The organism is Acidovorax sacchari, from assembly GCF_042847045.1.
GTDB classification, from domain to species: domain Bacteria; phylum Pseudomonadota; class Gammaproteobacteria; order Burkholderiales; family Burkholderiaceae_C; genus Paracidovorax; species Paracidovorax sacchari.
In genome coordinates this window covers 660,458-676,912 of sequence record NZ_AP035783.1, presented here as the reverse complement: position 1 = coordinate 676,912, position 16,455 = coordinate 660,458, and the positions used below count along the sequence as shown (strand labels likewise).

At 70.5% G+C, this 16,455-nt stretch carries 14 protein-coding genes; 9 read left to right on the top strand and 5 right to left on the bottom strand.

All coding sequences use genetic code 11. The features are described from left to right. Window positions 1–78: 78 nt before the first annotated feature. Window positions 79–2,052 (bottom strand): putative bifunctional diguanylate cyclase/phosphodiesterase, encoded by a 1,974-nt coding sequence (locus tag ACGHC0_RS03205; protein WP_415267399.1) that lies wholly within the window; start codon window positions 2,050–2,052, stop codon window positions 79–81. A gap of 51 nt (window positions 2,053–2,103) precedes the next feature. On the opposite strand from ACGHC0_RS03205, the gene purU reads away from it, so the two are divergent. From purU to ACGHC0_RS03185, 4 genes are all read left to right on the top strand, one after another. Beyond that, a complete protein-coding gene (gene purU / locus ACGHC0_RS03200) occupies window positions 2,104–2,952 on the top strand; it encodes a formyltetrahydrofolate deformylase (protein WP_011793823.1) in 849 nt (282 codons plus the stop codon). A 60-nt stretch (window positions 2,953–3,012) separates the two neighbouring features. Next, complete coding sequence (locus ACGHC0_RS03195; protein WP_368353954.1) at window positions 3,013–3,918, top strand: LysR substrate-binding domain-containing protein; 906 nt, start codon at window positions 3,013–3,015, stop codon at window positions 3,916–3,918. A 41-nt stretch (window positions 3,919–3,959) separates the two neighbouring features. Beyond that, window positions 3,960–5,957, top strand: a complete 1,998-nt coding sequence (locus ACGHC0_RS03190; RefSeq protein ID WP_415267398.1) for a UvrD-helicase domain-containing protein — start codon at window positions 3,960–3,962, stop codon at window positions 5,955–5,957. An 87-nt stretch (window positions 5,958–6,044) separates the two neighbouring features. Then, window positions 6,045–7,580, top strand: coding sequence for an FAD-linked oxidase C-terminal domain-containing protein (locus tag ACGHC0_RS03185; protein ID WP_415267397.1), 1,536 nt, complete (start codon window positions 6,045–6,047; stop codon window positions 7,578–7,580). 108 nt (window positions 7,581–7,688) lie between these two features. On the opposite strand, the gene ACGHC0_RS03180 is transcribed toward ACGHC0_RS03185, so the two are convergent. Beyond that, window positions 7,689–8,654: a hypothetical protein gene (locus ACGHC0_RS03180; protein ID WP_368353951.1), complete on the bottom strand. Its 966-nt coding sequence runs from the start codon at window positions 8,652–8,654 to the stop codon at window positions 7,689–7,691. A gap of 303 nt (window positions 8,655–8,957) precedes the next feature. Here ACGHC0_RS03180 and ACGHC0_RS03175 point away from each other — a divergent pair, with 303 nt between their 5' ends. Together ACGHC0_RS03175 and ACGHC0_RS03170 are read left to right on the top strand one after the other, a co-directional pair. Then, window positions 8,958–9,383: an XRE family transcriptional regulator gene (locus ACGHC0_RS03175; protein ID WP_368353950.1), complete on the top strand. Its 426-nt coding sequence runs from the start codon at window positions 8,958–8,960 to the stop codon at window positions 9,381–9,383. 107 nt (window positions 9,384–9,490) lie between these two features. Further along, a complete protein-coding gene (locus ACGHC0_RS03170) occupies window positions 9,491–9,919 on the top strand; it encodes an XRE family transcriptional regulator (RefSeq protein WP_368353949.1) in 429 nt (142 codons plus the stop codon). A 22-nt stretch (window positions 9,920–9,941) separates the two neighbouring features. On the opposite strand, the gene ACGHC0_RS03165 is transcribed toward ACGHC0_RS03170, so the two are convergent. Beyond that, on the bottom strand, window positions 9,942–11,366 hold the full coding sequence (locus tag ACGHC0_RS03165) for a DUF445 domain-containing protein (RefSeq protein ID WP_368353948.1): 1,425 nt from the start codon (window positions 11,364–11,366) through the stop codon (window positions 9,942–9,944). 115 nt (window positions 11,367–11,481) lie between these two features. Continuing rightward, window positions 11,482–12,621 carry an aminotransferase class V-fold PLP-dependent enzyme gene (locus ACGHC0_RS03160; protein ID WP_415267396.1) on the bottom strand — a complete coding sequence of 380 codons (1,140 nt, stop codon included), beginning with the start codon at window positions 12,619–12,621 and terminating at the stop codon, window positions 11,482–11,484. A gap of 221 nt (window positions 12,622–12,842) precedes the next feature. Between ACGHC0_RS03160 and ltaE the strand changes: the two genes are divergently transcribed. Continuing rightward, window positions 12,843–13,907 carry a low-specificity L-threonine aldolase gene (ltaE, locus tag ACGHC0_RS03155; protein WP_107132100.1) on the top strand — a complete coding sequence of 355 codons (1,065 nt, stop codon included), beginning with the start codon at window positions 12,843–12,845 and terminating at the stop codon, window positions 13,905–13,907. An 11-nt stretch (window positions 13,908–13,918) separates the two neighbouring features. Here ltaE and ACGHC0_RS03150 read toward each other — a convergent pair whose 3' ends face one another. Further along, entirely contained in the window at window positions 13,919–14,644 is a 726-nt protein-coding gene (locus ACGHC0_RS03150; RefSeq protein ID WP_368353946.1) for a YggS family pyridoxal phosphate-dependent enzyme, read from the bottom strand. Window positions 14,645–14,685: 41 nt separating this feature from the next. Between ACGHC0_RS03150 and ACGHC0_RS03145 the strand changes: the two genes are divergently transcribed. Together ACGHC0_RS03145 and ACGHC0_RS03140 are read left to right on the top strand one after the other, a co-directional pair. Further along, window positions 14,686–15,729, top strand: a complete 1,044-nt coding sequence (locus tag ACGHC0_RS03145) for a type IV pilus twitching motility protein PilT (RefSeq protein WP_368353945.1) — start codon at window positions 14,686–14,688, stop codon at window positions 15,727–15,729. Window positions 15,730–15,814: 85 nt separating this feature from the next. Beyond that, the gene (locus ACGHC0_RS03140; RefSeq protein WP_013593088.1) at window positions 15,815–16,453 is read left to right on the top strand and encodes a cyclic nucleotide-binding domain-containing protein; all 639 of its coding nucleotides are present in this window, start codon (window positions 15,815–15,817) and stop codon (window positions 16,451–16,453) included. Window positions 16,454–16,455: the final 2 nt, after the last annotated feature.

The window sequence follows — 16,455 nt, the reverse complement described above, 5'->3', positions numbered from 1 at the left end:
CAGTCCTGCCGCGCCGCTTCCGCGGCGTCTTCGGCACGGGCAGGGACGCCCGCGCGGCCCGCGGAAAAAGCGGGCGGATTATGGCTGGGCCGGCAAAGGCGCGTCAACTCCCGCGGCCTGCTGCGCCAGCAGGGCCGCGAAGTCCGCCGCGGGCACCGGCCGACGGCACAGGTAGCCCTGGTAGCGGTCGCAGCCGCGGCTGCGCAGGAACGCCAGCTGCTCCGGCGTCTCCACCCCCTCGGCCAGCACCGCCAGGCCCAGGCTGTGCCCCATCGCGATGATGGCCGCGCAGATCGCCATGTCGTCCGCGCTCTGCGGCAGGTCGCGGATGAACCCCTTGTCGATCTTCAGCACATCGATCGGGAAGCGCTTGAGGTGCGCCAGCGACGAGTAGCCCGTGCCGAAATCGTCGATCGCCAGCCGCAGGCCCAGGCCGCGCAGCCGCAGCAGCACCTGGCGTGCCTCTTCGGGCCGCTCCGCCAGCGCGCCCTCGGTCAGTTCCAGCTCCAGCAGCGTGGACGGCAGGCCGGAATCCGCCAGCGCGAGGGCCGCGCAGCCGGCCAGGTCGGTCAGGTGGAACTGCCGCGGGGAGACGTTCACCGCCATCGTCACCTCGGGCAGCCCCGCCTCGCGCCAGCCCTGGGCCTGGCGGCAGGCCTCCTGCATCACCCAGACGCCCAGCGGGCCGATCATGCCCGTGCGCTCGGCCACCGGGATGAATCGGTCGGGCGCGATGGTCCCCTCCACCGGGTCGATCCAGCGCACCAGCGCCTCCGCGCCCACGATGCGCCCGGAGGCGATGTCCACCTGCGGCTGGTAGTGCAGCTGCAGGTGCCCCTGGGCCAGCGCCGAGCGCAGCCGCGCTTCCAGGGCGAGGCGCTCGCGCGCGGCCTGGGTCAGGCTCTCGTCGAAGAAATGCCATGCGCCCTGCCCGTGCTCGCGCGCGCCGTACACCGCCGCATGGGCGCCTTGCAGCAGCGCATCGGCGGTATCGCCATGGTCCGGGAAAAGGCAGATGCCCACGCTGGCCGAGGCCACCACCTCGAAGCCGTCGGGCGAGCGCCAGGGCTCGGCCAGGGCGGCCAGCAGGGCCCGGGCGGCCGCCACCGCGCCCTGCGCCCCGTCCACGCGGCGGGCGATCACGCCGATCTCGTCGCCCGCCAGGCGCCCCGCGAGGTCGCCCGGCCGCAGCGCCTCCTGCACGCGCGCGGCGATGTGGCGCAGCACCTGGTCGCCCACCGCGTGGCCGTAGCTGTCGTTCACATCCTTGAACCGGTCCAGGTTGACCAGCAGCACCGCCAGCGGCTCGCCGCGGGCGCGCGCGTCCGCCATCGCCTCCTCGAGCTGCTGCGCGAAGAACGTGCGGTTGGGCAGTCCCGTGAGCGGGTCGGTATGGGCCATCACCTCCAGCCGGCGCCGCTGCTCGTGCTCCTGGGAAATGTCGGTGAACAGGCACACGTAGTGCGTCACCTCGCCGCGCGCGTTGCGCACGCTGGAGAGCGACATGCGCTCGGGGAACACCTCGCCGTTCTTGCGGCGGTTCCAGATTTCGCCCTGCCAGTGCCCGGTGCGGCCCAGCTCTTCCCACATGGCCTCGTAGAACGAACGCCCGTGGCGACCCGACTTGAACATCCGCGGCGTGCGGCCCAGCAGTTCCGCCTCGCCGTACCCCATGAGCCGCGTGAAGGCCGCATTCACCGAGAGGATGCGGCTCTCGGCGTCCGTCACCACCATGCCCTCGGCCGCGTTGTCCACCACCGTGGCCGCGAGCCGCTGGCGCTCGTCGGCCTGCACGGCACCACGGGCCAGCACCGCGATCTCCCGGCCGCGCGCGCGCCAGCGCCGCAGCGCCCACACGCCACAGCCCGCCGGCGCCAGCACGAAGGCCGCCTGCAACACCGCGCGCAGCACACTGCCGGCCGGCAAAAGCGCCTCCGCGCCGGCCACCCAGGCCAGCCCGGCGGCAGCGTACAGAAGCAGGGCGGCGGGTACCCACCAGCCTGCCATCCCCCCGGGAGCGTTGCGGGGGACGCCCCCCTCCTCCTCATGCATCAATTCCTTGCTCCGCGTTGCTGCGGGCCGTGCTGCGACAATCGCCCCGCTATGACCCAAGCCTATATTCTCACCCTCTCCTGCCCGGACAAGCTCGGGCTGGTGCATGCGGTCTCCGGATTTCTGCTCGAGCATGGGGGCAACATCGAGGAAGCCGCCCAGTACAACGACCACGCCACCGGCCTGTTCTTCATGCGCGTGCGCTTCGCCTGCGACACCCACGACCAGGCCGCGTTGCGCGCCCGCCTCACCGAGTTCGCCGAGCCGCACCGCATGCACTGGAGCCTGCACGCCGCCAGCGAGCCCATGAAGACCGCCATCATGGTCAGTCGCGAAGGCCACTGCCTCAACGACCTGCTGTTCCGCTGGAAGTCCGGGCTGCTGCCGGTGCACATCTGCGCCATCATCAGCAACCACCGCGACTTCTACCAACTGGCGGCCAGCTACAACGTGCCCTTCCACCACATTCCGGTCACGAAGGACAACAAGCCCCAGGCCGAGGCGCGCCAGTACGAGATCATCCAGCAGGAAGGCGCCGAGCTGGTCGTGCTGGCCCGCTACATGCAGGTGCTGTCGGACGACCTGTGCCGCAAGCTGGAAGGCCGGGCCATCAACATCCACCACAGCTTCCTGCCCAGCTTCAAGGGCGCCAAGCCCTACTACCAGGCACACGACCGCGGCGTGAAGCTCATCGGCGCCACCGCCCACTACGTGACCGCCGACCTGGACGAAGGCCCGATCATCGAGCAGGACGTGGCCCGCGCCGACCACACCGACACCGTGGAAGACCTGACGGCCCGCGGCCGCGACACCGAAAGCCAGGTCCTGGCCCGCGCCGTGAAGTGGCACACCGAGCACCGGGTGCTGCTCAACGGCCACAAGACGGTGATTTTCAAATAACGTGCAACATCCCCTGACGCGCTGCGCGGCAGGCGGAGCGTGGCGTCGGGAATCCGTGAGATGGCCTCCCTAAGCCCCACTTCGCCGTCTTCCAGAAGCGCCGCCCAGCGCATCCCGCCGATCCAGTGCCTGCTGACCTTCGAGGCGCTGGCGCGGTTGCGCAGCGTGACGCAGACGGCCGACGAGCTGTGCGTCACGCCCAGCGCGGTGAGCCATCGCGTGCGCCAGCTGGAGCAGATCCTGGGTGCGCGGCTGTTCGGGCGGGCGGATTTCTCGCTCACCACCGAAGGCAGCGCCTACCTGGCCCACGTGCGCGAGGGCCTGGGCGCGCTGCAGCGCTTTCCGGGCACGGCGGCCGCGCCGGGCAAGCGGCGGCTCAAGATCGCCGTCACGCCCACCTTCGCGCGGGCCATCCTGATCCCGCGCCTGCGCCAGTTCACGGAGGCCTACCCGGAGATCGACCTGGCACTGCACGTCTCCATCCCCCTGCTCGACGTGGTGGCGGAAGACGCCGACCTCGTGGTCCGCTTCGGCCCGGGGCACTATGCCGACATGGAGCACGTGGAGCTGTCGCGCGACGTCGTCACGCCCCTGGCCTCCCCCGCCTTCCTGCGCGAGCACGGCCCCTTCGAACGCCCCGCGGACCTCGAAGGCACGCCCCTGCTGCGCAGCCCGCTGGAGCCGTGGCGCACCTGGTTCGCCGCCGCCGGACTCGGCTGGGCGGAGCCCTCGGAAGGTTCGCAGTTCAACGACATCGGCCTGATGTGCGACGCCGCGTCGGCCGGCATGGGCGTGGCGCTCGTGCGCCTCAAGCTCGGCGCATCCTGGATGGAGAACGGCACCCTCGTGCGGCTGTTCCCGCTCGATGCGCCCAGCCCCCATGCCCACTACCTCTGCTGGCGCACCGGCACCATGGACCGCTGGGAATGTGCCGCCTTCGCCGAATGGCTGCGCAGGGTCACCTGACAACACCCCCGAGGCCCTGCGGGCCTCCTGCATCGGATCCAATGGCCCAGCATCCCTCCCCCGCCGCCCCCTTCATCCAGCGCCGCCCGAACGACGAGCAGAAGGCCGTCCTCAACACCACGGCGAAGACGGTGCTCATCAACGCGCTGGCAGGCACGGGCAAGACCACCACCCTGGCGACCAAGGCGGCGGACCTGGTCCAGATGCACGGTGCGCGCCGGGTGCTCATGCTGGCCTACTCCGACGCGGGCCTCGCCGCCCTCCGCGACCGGCTGGGCCGCTACATGCCGGCCGACGCGCGCGAGGTGCGGATCATGACGGTGGAGCAGCTCTGCGCCGGCCTGCTGAAAGCGCAGGGCCTGCCCGTGAACGCACTCACCGAGCCGCTGGAGCGCCAGTTGCTGATCCGCCAGGCCCACGCCGCGCTGCTGCAGGAACTGCGGCACGAGGCACCGCCCGAGGCCGTCGACTTCCTGGCCCGCGAACTCGACGTGCAGGCCTTCACCGACTTCGAGGCCCTGGCCAAGCAGCGCCTCCTGCACCGCGACATCGACCGGGAAGGCATGCACGCGGCCGCCTACTGCCGGGACCACGCGCTGGACTACGGACTCTACCTGCTGCTGGGCCGGTACGAGCGCCTGCGCCGGGGACCGGACGACGAACCACAGTTCTATGCTCCGGGCGACTGCACCTACGAAATCGCCCGGCAGCTCTGCGCGCTGGACTTCGGCGATCCATACCCCTGGCTGGAGGACCGCCACGACGCAGTGCTGTTCGACGAACTGCAGGACCTGGACGAGGCCGCCATGCTGGTGCTGCGCCACCTCGTTGCAGGCGGCAACGGCGTGTTCGTGGGCGCGGGCGACTTCAACCAGCACATCCTGCCCGGCGCGTTCTCCGTCTTCGGCAACGGGCTGCAACGCATCCGGCAGGAACTGCCCGAGCCGCCCGAAGTGCTCACGCTCAACACCACCTACCGCTTCGGCAAGGCCATCTGCGAAGGCCTGAACCCGCTCTTCGGCGTGGAATTCGAGACGCACTACCCCGCCAAGGCCGCCCGCTTCGAGCGGCTCACCTATGACAGCGACGAGGACTGCGCCCGGCAGCTGCTGGCCGTCCACCAACGCGTGCAGGACGCTCCGCCCCCCGCGAACGGTACGGCGCCCTGCCTGACCGTGGTGCTGCGCTCGCCCGAGGACTCCGTGCTGCTGGAATGGCGCTTCGCCCACGAGGGCATCCATTACGCCTGCAAGGGGCTGAAGCGGTTCTACCAGCGCCCCGCGATCGCCCTGGTGCTGGCCCTGTTACGCGCGCTGCCGGGCTGCGGCGGCCACGTGCGGCTCACGCAGGGCATCCTGAGCAGCGCCCTCGACGGCCTGATGCGCTATGTGCGGCGCGGCAGCCGGCCCGATGCCGACGTGCTGGCCAATGGCCAGTTCGACCTGCAGGCGCTGGCGCAATACTCCACCGCCGAAGTGGACACCCGCGCCGTGGCCGCCGAACTCGTCCACCAGCCGGACCGCATGCGCGACTTCCTGCTGCGCGCCAGCTTCGACCCCAACGCGTCCGTGGCCTCAGCCGCCTGCGAGGCCTGGCTCGACCTGCCGCCCGAGGTGTGCGCGGACGCCGGCCGGCTCTGCAGCCATCCGCTGCTGCACCGATTCTTCGCCGAAGCCCCCATCAGCCCTCATGAACACCGCCAGTGCCTGGACAGCCTGCAGGCGCTCTCGCGCATCTGCGCGGGCCTGTCCGTCGATGAGTTCCTGGGACAGCTCGCGCTCATGGTGGAGTCCGGCATCCGGCAGCACCGCCACAACGAGGCTCCCAGCCTGCAACTGCTGACCGTGGAGCGCTGCAAAGGCCATGAATACGCATACGTCGCCGTGCCGCTGGTCGAGCGCGGCCGCTTTCCCCGTGCCGCCGCGCGGCACGAGGCCTACCGGGAACGCAACATGCTCTACGTGGCCCTGACCCGCGCCAGCCGGCATCTCTGGCTGCTGGAAGGCAGCCGGCGCCCGGTCAGCCCCGGACCGGTGTGATCGATCCGGCCGGTCATCCGGCCGATTCACGCGGCGCTGAAAGAAAACTCACGCACTCGCGGGCCGCCTTCCTCTAAAGTCAAGGGCATGAGCGCCGTCGCCCCCCTCCCCGCTGCATCCCCCGGCCCCACGACCGCCAGCCCGCCCCCCGGCGCCGCCGAACGCGCCGCCCGGCAGGCCCAGGTGGTGCAGGCCCTCGCGGCCCACCTGCCCGCGCACATGCTGCTCTGGCATGCGGAAGACACCACGCCCTACGAATGCGACGGCCTCACCGCCTACCGCCAGCGCCCGCTGGTGGTCTGCCTGCCCGAGACCGAGGCGCAAGTGCAGGCCGTGCTGCGCACCTGCCATGCGCTGCAGGTGCCGGTGGTGGCGCGCGGCGCGGGCACGGGCCTCTCGGGCGGTGCCATGCCGCATGCGCTGGGCGTCACGCTGTCGCTGGCGCGCTTCAACCGCATCCTCTCCATCGATCCGGTGAGCCGCACGGCCCGCGTGCAGTGCGGCGTGCGCAACCTCGCCATCAGCGAGGCCGCCGCGCCCTGGCAGCTCTACTACGCGCCCGACCCGTCCAGCCAGATCGCCTGCACCATCGGCGGCAACATCGCCGAGAACTCGGGCGGCGTGCACTGCCTGAAGTACGGCCTGACCGTGCACAACGTGCTGCGCGTGCGCGGCTTCACCGTGGAAGGCGAGCCGGTCGAGTTCGGCAGCGAGGCGCTCGATGCCCCCGGCTACGACCTGCTGGCCGCCGTGATCGGCAGCGAAGGCATGCTGGCCGTGACCACCGAGGCCACGGTGCGCCTCATCCCCAAGCCCCAGCTGGCGCGCTGCATCATGGCCAGCTTCGACGACGTGCGCAAAGCCGGCGATGCGGTGGCCGCCGTCATCGCGGCCGGCATCATCCCGGCCGGGCTGGAGATGATGGACAAGCCCATGACCGCCGCCGTGGAAGACTTCGTCAAGGCCGGCTACGACCTGACCGCCGAAGCCATCCTGCTGTGCGAGAGCGACGGCACGCCCGAAGAGGTGGAGGAAGAGATCGGCCGCATGAGCGAGGTGCTGCGCGCGGCCGGCGCCACCGCCATCACCGTGAGCGAGAACGAGGCCGAGCGCCTGCGCTTCTGGAGCGGCCGCAAGAACGCCTTCCCGGCAAGCGGCCGCATCAGCCCCGACTACATGTGCCTGGACTCCACCATCCCGCGCAAGCGCCTGGCCGACATCCTGCTCGCCATCGCCGAGATGGAAAAGAAATACCGCCTGCGCTGCTGCAACGTCTTCCACGCCGGCGACGGCAACCTGCACCCGCTGGTGCTGTTCGACGCCAACGACCCCGACGAGTTGCACCGCTGCGAGCTCTTCGGCGCCGACATCCTGGAAACCAGCGTGGCCATGGGCGGCACCGTCTCGGGCGAGCACGGCGTGGGCGTGGAGAAGCTCAACAGCATGTGCACCCAGTTCACCACCGAGGAAAACGCACAGATGTTCGCCCTCAAGGCCGCGTTCGACCCGGCCGGCCTGCTCAATCCGGGCAAGGTCATCCCCACGCTGAGCCGCTGCGCGGAGTACGGCAAGATGCTGGTGCGCGGCGGCCAGATCGCGCACCCGGATCTGCCCCGGTTCTAGGACGGCCCACCCCTGTGGTGCCGCTCCGTTTGCAGCATGCCGTCGCACGAGGCGCATCGCCCGCTCCACCGCGCCGTGCCCGTACCGCTGCGCCGCGCTGCCCCGGAGTTACCCCGCCGGGGTCATCAGCAGCCAGCGCCGCATGCGGGCCACGGTTTCGCCGCTCTGGCGCGTCAGGCGACCCAGATCGTCCAGCAGCTGGACCGTCGCGGTGCGGTACAGCGCGCCGCCCAGCGTGGTCAGCATTTCCAGCACCGCACGCTCGCCAGGCAACAGCTCAGGCGCCAGGCCCTGCCCCGCGTTGCGCACCGGGTGCGCCTGGCGCGCCTCCCGCAACGCGAGCGCGATCTCGGCCCGGTGCGCCACCGGGCCAAGGCGCGCCTCCAGCCGCCCGAGCAGCCAGGTGATTTCCTGCACGCGCAGGTCGATCGCGTCCAGCATGGTGGCGGCGCACTCCACCTGCTCCGCCGCATCCTGCAGCGGTGCGGAATGCATGCGGGCGATCGCCAGCGCCTCGTCCACCCGGCCTTCCGCGCTGGCGCGCAGGGCACGCAGCACCACCGCATCGATCACCCCGCCGAGCACCATGCAGGGCCCCTGCGCATTGGCCGCTGCCACGGCGCCGCCGCTCAGCCAGGCCACCGTCGGATTCTCCGACGCGGCGCCCACCGCGCCAGCCCCGTGCCCCAGCGCCCAGGCCACCATGGCCCCGGGGGACAGCCCCTGCCAGCCATAGCTGCGCAGGTCCGCCGCACGGCCCACCAGGCCCGCCAGATCCTCCAGCCGCGGGGCACCCTGCTCCGGCGTGCCCCCCAGCCCTGCGCCGCGCGTGGGCGCCATCCCGCGCGGCAGCCGCCGCGCCAGGCGCAGCACCGTGTCCAGCCCTTCTCCCTGGGCCTGCAGGCGCGCCATCCCCAGGGCCGACAGCCGGCCCCAGAGGGCACGCCGGCGCGCCTCCAATGCCAGCGCCATCGCGCGGAAGGGCCACTCGGCCGAGGCGATCCAGCGGTCTGCCGTCGTGTCGGGGTCCTTCATGCACCACGCGAGCCGCAACTGGGCGATGGCGCTCTCCATCGGGTCTTCAGGCTCCGGCCGGCCCGCAGGCCGGGAGTTGTACCCTTCGCTACGCTCCCCGTTTTCGGAGACCCCCCAGCCCCCGACGCAAAGCGCCCGTTCCGGCGCCTGCAGCGCCATGCCAACCACGTCCTCCATCGCACGCCCTTCCCTTTGTCGTGGATCCGTTCCCGGTCACCTGTGCATGCCCGTCCGGCCCGCCGGACAGCGCCGCACACCGCATCTGTAACCACAAATCACGTTGATTTCGTGACTATATAGCCGAATCACCCCATTCCGATGGGCGATCCATAGCGTGACTGCATGCAGGATGCAAAGCAAAATTTTGCCGAGAAGTTACGGAACGCTATGGAAAAGGCGGGCTACGAGGCCCGGCCGTCCGTTCTCGAGAGGGAATTCAACACCCGCCACTGGGGCAAGCCCATGAGCCTGCACGGCGTGCGGCGCTGGCTGCGCGGCGAAACCCTGCCCGACCACCGCAAGCTCGTCACCCTCTCCCAGTGGCTGCAGATCCCCCTCCAGGACTTCCTGGAAGACGCGGCCCCGCAGGCCGTGCGCCCCAGCACCGAGCCCGCCGCCCTCTGGCACGCCGGCATGGGCTACGACGACCGCCAGCTGTTCGAGGTCTATCTGCGGCTGCCCGTGCCGCAGCGCCGCATCGCCCGCGAAGTGATCCTCGCCATCGCCCGCGCGCATGCCGCGGAAGAAGAGCGGCGGGGCCGGAGCTGACGTACGGACACCCGTTCCCCGCAGTCCACTGAACCAGGGATCACACCCCGGACGTAACCCGCCTTCCGAGTCACGCCACACACTGCAGGGGTCCCTAGCGTGCCGGCATGCAGGACCAAGCAAAACAAAAATTCGCCCGGAAATTGCGGGAGGCAATGGAAACGGCAGGCTACGAACCCAAACCCTCGGTGCTGGAACGCGAGTTCAATACACGGCACTGGGGCAAGCCCATGACGCTCCACGGCGTGCGCCGGTGGCTGCTCGGGGAAACCATGCCGGGCCCCCGCAAGCTCACCACGCTGTCGCAGTGGCTGCGCGTGCCGCTGGAGGACTTCGTCGATGCCGGGGACGGCAGCGCCGTCCTGCGCGCGGCAGGCGAGCCTCTCCACAAATGGCATGCCGGACTCGGCTACGACGACCGAGAGCTTTTCGACATCTATCTCAAGCTGCCGGTCCCCCAGCGGCGCCTGGCACGCGAGGTCATCCTGGCCATCGCGCGGGCCCACGCGGCGGGCGAGGAACCACGCAAGGGCTGACCCGGCGATGGAAGCCGCCGGTTCAGCCGGCGGCGAGGATTCCCAGCCCCTGGGCGATTTCCCGCGCGTGCGAGAGCGCGAACAGCACGAGTCCGATCAGGCCGCCGACCACGGTGCCGTTGATGCGGATGAACTGCAGGTCACTGCCGATGTGCAGCTCCACGAGCCGCGCCATTTCCTTGGCATCCCACCGGTCCACGGTGTTGCGGATGTGCTCGGCCACGAACTGCGACAGGTCGGGCGCCACCTGCGTGGCCCAGAGCTGCAGGCGCACGTTCAGACGCACGCGCAGCGCGGGGTCGCCTGCCAGGGCCATGCCCAGCCATTGCCCCATGGCGGCCACCCTGCGGGAGATCTCGGAGTCGTCGTCGGCCAGGTCCTTCTGCAACCGCTCGCGCAGGTTCGTCCACAGGTCGTGCACGTAGCGGCCCAGGGTCTCGTCGTTCTGCAGGTACTCGCGCAGCTCCAGGCCGCGCCGCTCCCAGTCGGGATCGGTCTGAAGCCGCTCGATCAGGCGCTGCACCGCGGCATCGAGCGCCGAGCGCAGCTGGTGCGCCGGATCGCTCGCCACCTCGGCCAGCAGGCTGTCGATGGCCTGGGCGATGGCCCCCGCCCCCTTGCCGCTGAGCCAGTCGGTGGGCAGCACCTTCTCCTTCAGGGGATGCTCCCGCTTGATCCACTGCACGATGGCTTCCGCGATGAAGGTGCGCGTCTCGGGGGCGCGCAGCAGCAGGGTCACGCGTGCCAGCACGTCGTCCAGCAGCACCTGGTGGCGCCCCCCCTGGGTGAGCGCGCCCAGCGCCGCGGCCATGGTGCGCGACAGGTCCAGCTGCCCCACCAGCGCGCGCGCGGCTTGGTTCATGAAGCGCTGGATGCGCGCGTCCTCCACCGTATCGAGCGCCGCGAGCGCCAGCCGCGCCACCTGCCGCCCCAGCAGCTGCGCGTTGCCCGGCGACGTCAGCCACTGCGCCAGCATGTCCGCCGGGTCGTGGCGGCGGATCAGCGTGACCAGCGAGGGGGCGTCCAGGAACTTGTCGCGCACGAACACGGCCAGATTGCCACCGATGCGCTCCTTGTTGCGCGCGATGATGTCGGTATGGCGCTGCACCCAGGGCAGCGGGATCCGGCGGAACAGGGCGGACACCGCGAACCAGTCCGCCAGTGCACCGACCATCGCTGCCTCGGCCATCGCGCGCACGCACGACACCAGCAGGCTCGGCGGGAGGGCATAGGTGCCCGCGAAGACCGCCGCCACGGCCAGCAGCAGCCCGGTGGCCAGCCATTTCGACCGCGCCAGCGCCAGCGCGCGCTCGGTGGCGGCCGGCGACGCCGAAGGGCTTTCGCCCAGGGGTGGCACACCCAGGAGGCCGCCCGCGGCGCCCAGGGCTTCCATGCCCGGCGCGGGCCCGCCGTCGCCGGGGTTGCGGTTGCGACTGCTGCTGTCCATGCCCGGAGAATAGCCCGCCCGCCGCCCGGCGGGGCGTAAGGAACTGTTGCCCGTACGGGCTTGGCGGTTTAGGGCCTGTCAACAGGCCCCAGGCGCGGCCGCGCCCGGCGCGGACTCAGCCCCGGGCGGGCGCGATGCGGTCCAGGGCCGCGGCCAGGTGGCCGACCGTGCGGTCCACGTTGCGCCACTTGTCCAGCCCGAACAGGCCGATGCGGAAGGTCTGGAAGTCAGGCCCTTCGCCGCACTGCAGCGGCACGCCCGCAGCGGTCTGCAGCCCCGCCTCCAGGAACTTGCGGCCGCTCTGGATGCCCGGATCGGTGGTGTAGCTCACCACTACGCCCGGCGCCTTCCAGCCCTCGGCCGCCACGCTCGGGAACCCGCGCGACTCCAGCAGCGCGCGCACCTTGGCCCCCATTTCGATCTGCCGCTCGCGCACCCGCTCGAAGCCGTCGTCGCGGGTCTCGAACATCACGTCCCGCAGCCGCATGAGCGCATCGGTTGGCATGGTCGTGTGGTAGGCATGCTGCCCCTTCTCGTAGCCTTCCGCGATCTGCATCCACTTCTTGAGGTCGCAGGAGAAGCTGGAACTCTGCGTTCCCTCGATCGCATGACGCGCGCGCTCGCTGAGCATGACCATGGCACAGCAGGGCGAGCCGCTCCAGCCCTTCTGCGGCGCGGAGATGAGAACGTCCACGCCCGTGGCACGCATGTCCACCCACATCGCGCCGGAAGCCACGCAGTCCAGCACGAACAGCGCGCCCACCTCGTGCGCCGCCTCCGCCACGGTGCGCAGGTAGTCGTCCGGCAGCAGGATGCCGCTGGCCGTCTCCACGTGCGGCGCGAACACCACCTTCGGCCGTTCGGCGCGGATGGCCTGCGCCACCTCGTCGGCCGGGCACGGCGCCCAGGGTGCCTGCGGGCCCTCGCCCTGCCGGCGCGCCTGGCAGACCACGGCACCGCCGCCCAGCCCGCCCGCGTCGAAAATCTGGCTCCAGCGGTAGCTGAACCAGCCATTGCGAACGATCAGCACCTTCTCGCGGTTGGCGAACTGGCGGGCCACCGCCTCCATGCCGAACGTGCCGCTGCCGGGAACGAGCACGGCGGTGTGGGCGCCGTACACCGACTTCAGCGTGGCGAGGATGTCCTGCACCACGCCGGCGAAACGGCGCGACATATGGTTGAGCGCCCGGTCGGTGTACACGACCGAGAACTCCAGCAGGCCATCGGGATCGACATCGGGCAACAGACCGGGCATGGCAGGGCAACTCCTTGAAAACGGGAAGGGGTAAAAAAGGGAGGGGCAGGCCCTGGAGCGGGCACGGCGCGCAACCGCCCCAGCTTACACCGCCCGCAGGCGGGAGCGCACCGGCATCCCGAGGGGATTTGCCCCCGTTTCACTCGCGGAGCGGGTCGCCGCAGCTACTATCGCAGCCGAAGCCCGCCCCCCTTCTCCCGCCCCCCCAGGAGCCCGTTCCGATGCACGACTTCCGCAGCGATACCGTCACGCAGCCCACTGCCGCCATGCGTGAAGCCATGCAGGGCGCCCCCCTGGGCGACGACGTCTTCGGCGACGACCCTTCCGTGAACGACCTGCAGAACCATGCCGCGGAACTTCTCGGGTTCGACGCCGCGCTGTTCGCCCCCAGCGGCACGCAGGCCAACCTCATTGCGCTCATGGGCCACTGCCAGCGCGGGGACGAAGCCATCGTGGGCCAGAGCTGGCACACCTACCGCTGGGAAGGCGGCGGCATGGCGACGCTGGGCTCCATCCATCCCCAGCCCATCGAGAACCGCGCCGACGGCACGTTGTGCCTGCGCGACATCGCCGCGGCCATCAAGCCGGACGACCCGCACTTCGCCCGCACCCGCCTGGTGGTGCTGGAAAACACGGCCGGCGGCCAGGTCCTGCCCAACCCGTACATCGCCGACGTGGCCGCCCTCGCGCGCAGCCGCCAGCTGTCCATGCACCTCGACGGCGCACGACTGTTCAATGCGGCGACCGCCAACGCCATGGCCCACGGCACGGACGTGTACGACGAGGCGCGCGCCATCTGCGCGCATTTCGACTCCGCGTCGATCTGCCTGAGCAAGGGCCTGGGCGCTCCCGTGGGCTCCCTGCTGCTCGGCTCCCACGACTTCATCGCGCGCGCCCGCCGCACCCGCAAGATGCTGGGCGGCGCCATGCGGCAGGTCGGCATGCTCGCTGCGGCAGGGCACTACGCCCTGGACCACCACGTGCGCCGCATGGCGGACGACCACACCCTGCTGCGCTCGCTGGCCGAGGGCCTGGCGGAGGTCGGCCGCAGCCATCCGGTGCTGCGCCGGCGCCTCAGCGTGGCCTCCGCGCACACCAACATCCTGTTCACCGACGTGCACTCCGACATCGCCCCGGCCCTGATGGCCTGGCTGTCCCAGCACGGCATCTACGTCACGCGCAGCCTCTGCGGCGGGCAGATCCGCCTGCGCTGGGTCACCCACCTGGACGTGGGGCCCGAAGATGTCGAACACACCCTGGGCTGCGTCGAGGCATTCCAGGGCTGACCCTGCGCTCCTCAGCGCGCAGGGTAGCTGCGCGCGCCGAAGATGCCGCTGCCCACGCGCACCATGGTGCTGCCCGCGTGGATGGCGGCCTCCAGGTCGGCCGTCATGCCCAGCGAAAGCGTGTCGAAGTCCTCCATGCCCGGCGCGCCGGATGCGCGCAGAAGGTCGAAGAGCGCCCTCGCCTGCGCATGCACCGCGAACTGCGCAGCAAAGTCCGGCGCCGGCTCGGGGATGGCCATCAGCCCCCGCAGCCTCAGGCGTGGCAGCCGCGCCACGGCCAGGGCCAGGCCGGGCACGTCGTCCGGCGGCAGGCCGGCCTTGGTGGCGCCGCCGTCCACGTTCACCTGGATGCACACCTGCAGCGCCGGCAGGTGGTCCGGACGCTGCTGCGCCAGGCGCTCGGCCGTCTTGAGGCGGTCCACCGTGTGCACCCAGTCGAAATGCTCCGCCACCAGCCGCGTCTTGTTGCTCTGCACGGGGCCGATGCAGTGCCATTCCAGCGCATGGGCCAAGCCGGACTCCGGCGCGCCCAGGGCAACGATCTTCCCGACGCCCTCCTGGATGTAGTTCTCGCCGAACGCCCGCTGTCCCGCCAGCGCCGCCTCGCGGACGGCCGGTGCGCCGAAGGTCTTGGAAACGGCCAGCAGCCGCACGCTGGAGGGCGCCCGGCCCGCCCCCGCGCAGGCCTGCGCGATGCGGTCCAGGACCCCTTGGAGGTTGTTACCAATCGTCGTCATAATGATTGCTCTCAAGCGTACCAAACGACCAAGGGCTTTTCGTGGACATCACCCAACTGCTCGCCTTCAGCGTGAAGAACAAGGCCTCCGACCTGCACCTGTCCGCGGGCCTGCCTCCGATGATCCGCGTGCATGGCGACGTGCGCCGCATCAACGTCGATGCGCTCGACCACAAGACGGTGCATGCCATGGTGTACGACATCATGAGCGACGCCCAGCGCAAGGTGTACGAGGAGTTCCTGGAAGTGGACTTCTCGTTCGAGATCGAGGGCCTGGCGCGCTTCCGGGTCAACGCCTTCAACCAGAACCGCGGCGCGGCCGCCGTGTTCCGTACCATCCCGAGCAAGATCCTCACGCTCGAGCAGCTCAACGCCCCGAAAATCTTCGCCGACCTGGCCCTCAAGCCGCGCGGCCTCGTGCTCGTCACCGGCCCCACGGGCTCGGGCAAGTCCACTACGCTCGCGGCCATGGTGAACCACCTCAACGAGACCGAGTACGGGCATATCCTGACCGTGGAAGACCCGATCGAGTTCGTGCACGACTCCAAGAAGTGCCTGATCAACCAGCGCGAGGTCGGGCCGATGACGCTGTCCTTCGCCGCCGCGCTGAAATCCGCGCTGCGCGAAGACCCGGACGCCATCCTCGTGGGTGAAATGCGCGACCTCGAGACCATCCGGCTGGCCATGACCGCCGCCGAGACGGGCCACCTCGTGTTCGGCACCCTGCACACCTCCAGCGCCGCCAAGACCATCGACCGGATCATCGACGTGTTCCCCGCCGAAGAGAAGGAGATGGTGCGCGCCATGCTGTCCGAATCGCTGCAGGCCGTGATCTCCCAGACGCTGTGCAAGACCAAGGACGGCCAGGGCCGCGTGGCGGCGCACGAGATCATGCTGGGCACCAGTGCCATCCGCAACCTGATCCGCGAGGCCAAGGTGGCGCAGATGTACTCCACCATCCAGACCAGCAGCAGCGTCGGCATGCAGACGCTGGACCAGAACCTCACCGACCTCGTGCGGCGCAACATCATCAGCCCCGCGGAAGCCCGCGGCAAGGCCAAGATTCCGGAGAACTTCCCGGGCTGACACCGGTCCGGGCGCCCCGCCATCCCCATTCCCCAACATACCGCGCTGCAGACATCCACCCCGCCGCGCGCACCGGAGCATCTCCATGAAAGGCATCCTCGGCCTGCTCAAAGCCAAGTCCCGCGGCAACAAGTCGGGCGGCGAAGGCGCCAGCGATTCGGTCTTCTTCACCACGGCCTTCGCCGGCCAGGGCGTGGACAGTTCCATGCTCGTACCCTGGGAAGCCCGTGCCGTGGAGGTCGCCGCGCAGCGCCTGCCCGCCAGCCGGGGCGGCAAGCTGCTGCAGGCGCTCTGGTCGAAAGACCGCTACATGGCCCACCTCGACGCCTCCGCCGTCGAACGCATGGAGCGGTTCTTCCATTTCGCGGCCGTGCCCGCCGACCGCGACGTCATCCGCCAGGACGAATACGGCAACTTCATGGTCGTGCTGCTCACCGGCACCATCGCCGTGGACCGCGTGCAGCCCTGGGGTGAGCACCTGCGGCTCGCGGAGACCCGCCCGGGCGACATCCTCGGCGAGATGTCACTGCTGGACAGCGGCATCCGCTTCTCCGCCTGCACCACGCTGACCGACTGCGAGATCGCCGTGCTCAGCGCCGAAGCCCTGGACGACATGATGGCCAAGGACCCCCAGCTCGCCGCGAGCCTGGTCGCCCTGCTCGCGCGCAAGCTCTCGCAACGCCTGCGGGTCGTCAGCGCCCGCCTGAGCGACAGCCAGCGCTGACG